General features: G+C 51.8%; 3 protein-coding genes. 1 reads left to right on the top strand and 2 read right to left on the bottom strand.

The window, feature by feature from the left end:
* Together MVO87_RS00935 and MVO87_RS00940 are read right to left on the bottom strand one after the other, a co-directional pair.
* Nucleotides 1–337, bottom strand: a 337-nt coding sequence (locus MVO87_RS00935) for a metallophosphoesterase (RefSeq protein WP_297551878.1), incomplete at its 3' end; no start/stop codon positions are given.
* Between the two features lie 9 nt (nucleotides 338–346).
* Nucleotides 347–1,531 carry a hypothetical protein gene (locus MVO87_RS00940; protein WP_297551880.1) on the bottom strand — a complete coding sequence of 395 codons (1,185 nt, stop codon included), beginning with the start codon at nucleotides 1,529–1,531 and terminating at the stop codon, nucleotides 347–349.
* 102 nt (nucleotides 1,532–1,633) lie between these two features.
* Here MVO87_RS00940 and MVO87_RS00945 point away from each other — a divergent pair.
* On the top strand, nucleotides 1,634–2,001 hold a 368-nt coding region (locus MVO87_RS00945; protein ID WP_297551882.1), incomplete at its 3' end, for a saccharopine dehydrogenase NADP-binding domain-containing protein.

The following is a 2,001-nucleotide window of genomic DNA, read 5'->3' on the forward strand; positions in this document are numbered from 1 at the left end:
CAGGCTCGACAACGCTTTCCCCAAAGAACCGCCTCAGGAGCTCGGGGTCGTCCTCGTTGCCTGGGACGATGTAAAGACTCGCGCCAGAACCTTTGAGAATCCGCGCGAGCTTTCGCAGACCTGCCTCATAGGCGGGCTTCAGGTCGGGTCTCCGTTCGAGCTTGACGTTGTCAACCAGGTCCCCAGTGTGGATTATCACATCTGGCCGAGCTTCCCCGATGAGACCTTTGAGAAAGGGATAAACGCGCTCTGGAGTGTCTCCTATGTGCATAACGAGGGTCTCGTCAGCCTTCTGTCTGAGCTTTCTAAGCTTTCTCCTCCTCAGGAAGCCGAGCATTGGGGAACACTAATAGAGTTTGGCAGGTTGGTCTATATTATCCTTTTCCATGCAGTGCTTTATCATCAGCAAACCCACAAGCAGGGCAAGTCCGAAAAATGTAGTGGCGAAGATTGTGAGCTGAATTGACTTCATAACACAACCCCAGAGCAGGAGGAACGGAACGTACGCTATGAAGAGCAGTACCCCCAGGGAGCTTGGGTTTACCTCCTTTCCCTTAGCCTTGAGCTCATCTAAACCCCTCTGTATTCCCCTCGTGAGCAAAACGCCGAAGATTCCAATCAGGAGCAGTGAGCCGAGGGCAAATTCGCTGTTTCCAATCTTTAGGGCCCAGGCAAAAGAGAAGGTGACGGTGATAAAATAAAGGGCTAAGGCAATGTTCCCGGGAGTTTTTACGGGCTTGGGCTGGGTTAGATATAGCGCGTAGTTTATCGAGGAGAACCACACCGCTAAGAACAGGAGCTGGACGACTACAAAGCCCCCAATCTGAGTTTCCAAACTCGTCGAGATAATTATCGGGGCGACCAGCCAGCCGAACCACAGTCCGGTGTTCCAGAGGGTATTTCTAAGTCTTTTTCCTTTAACGGCCCCCGAAGCTATGGGAGCGAGCACAAGCCCGAGGATTACTGGTATTCCTATGATTAACCCCGCTAAAACGCTCAGCCAGTCCACCCTGACAGGAACGGTTCCTTTCCAGTAGAGGTCAATGGTGAGGGGATATTCTTTTTCCCCATCGCTCCCAACAGAGTAGAACCAGAGAAACTGGTAGAGGCTTATGTTCATTGAGTCATGGTTTAAAGCCCAGCGGAGTAGAGTGAAAGGCTTGTACCACATTTTGAAATACATCACGATGGGAATTCGCTCTCCGGGACTGTAAACCTTCTTTTGAATGTGGAGTGTGCTCCCGTAATCGTGAGGGGAAGGGCCTGTAACGTTCCAATGACCCAAATGATAAACACTCTGCCTCGGCAAGATAGTTAGGTTGGTGGGATTGAGTACGTATCCCTCGCAGGTCCCGTTGGCTATAAACCGAATCCCCCAATCGGTACTAACCACAGTAACCCGTATTTGAGAGCAGTTTAGTGTTGCGTTGACCTTGTATACTGAAGGCACTTTATCCGCGCCTACTGGAAGTGCAAGCAGTAGGATTAGCAACACTCCGAGACCGAGTCCCAGGGAGGTTTTCGCGTTCATTGTCCTCCGCGTTTCTTATCGGGGAGGGCTTATAAATTTTTACTTTTGATAGTATCATGCAAGCCTTATTAAGTTCCACATTAACTTATTCTGGTGTCCAAAATGAAGGTTCTCGTTCTCGGTGCTGGAAACGTTGGAAGGGCCATAGCGTGGGACCTTAGAGATGAGTTTGACGTCCACGTCGCCGACCTCAGCGAGGAGAGGCTGAAGGCCGTCTCCGAGTTCGCCACACCGCTCAAGCTCGACGCTTCCCGCTTCGACAGGCTCGTCGAGGCGATGAAGGGATTTGAGCTCGTTATTGGTGCACTGCCCGGCCGCTTCGGCTACTCATCAATCCGGGCCTCGATAAAGGCCGGCGTTGACATGGTGGACGTCTCCTTTATGCCCGAAAACCCCCTCGAGCTCCGCGAGGAAGCTGAAAACGCCCAGGTTACGGTGATATTTGATGCGGGCTTTGCCCCGGGACTGAG

It is taken from the genome of Thermococcus sp., assembly GCF_027063845.1.
GTDB lineage: Archaea > Methanobacteriota_B > Thermococci > Thermococcales > Thermococcaceae > Thermococcus.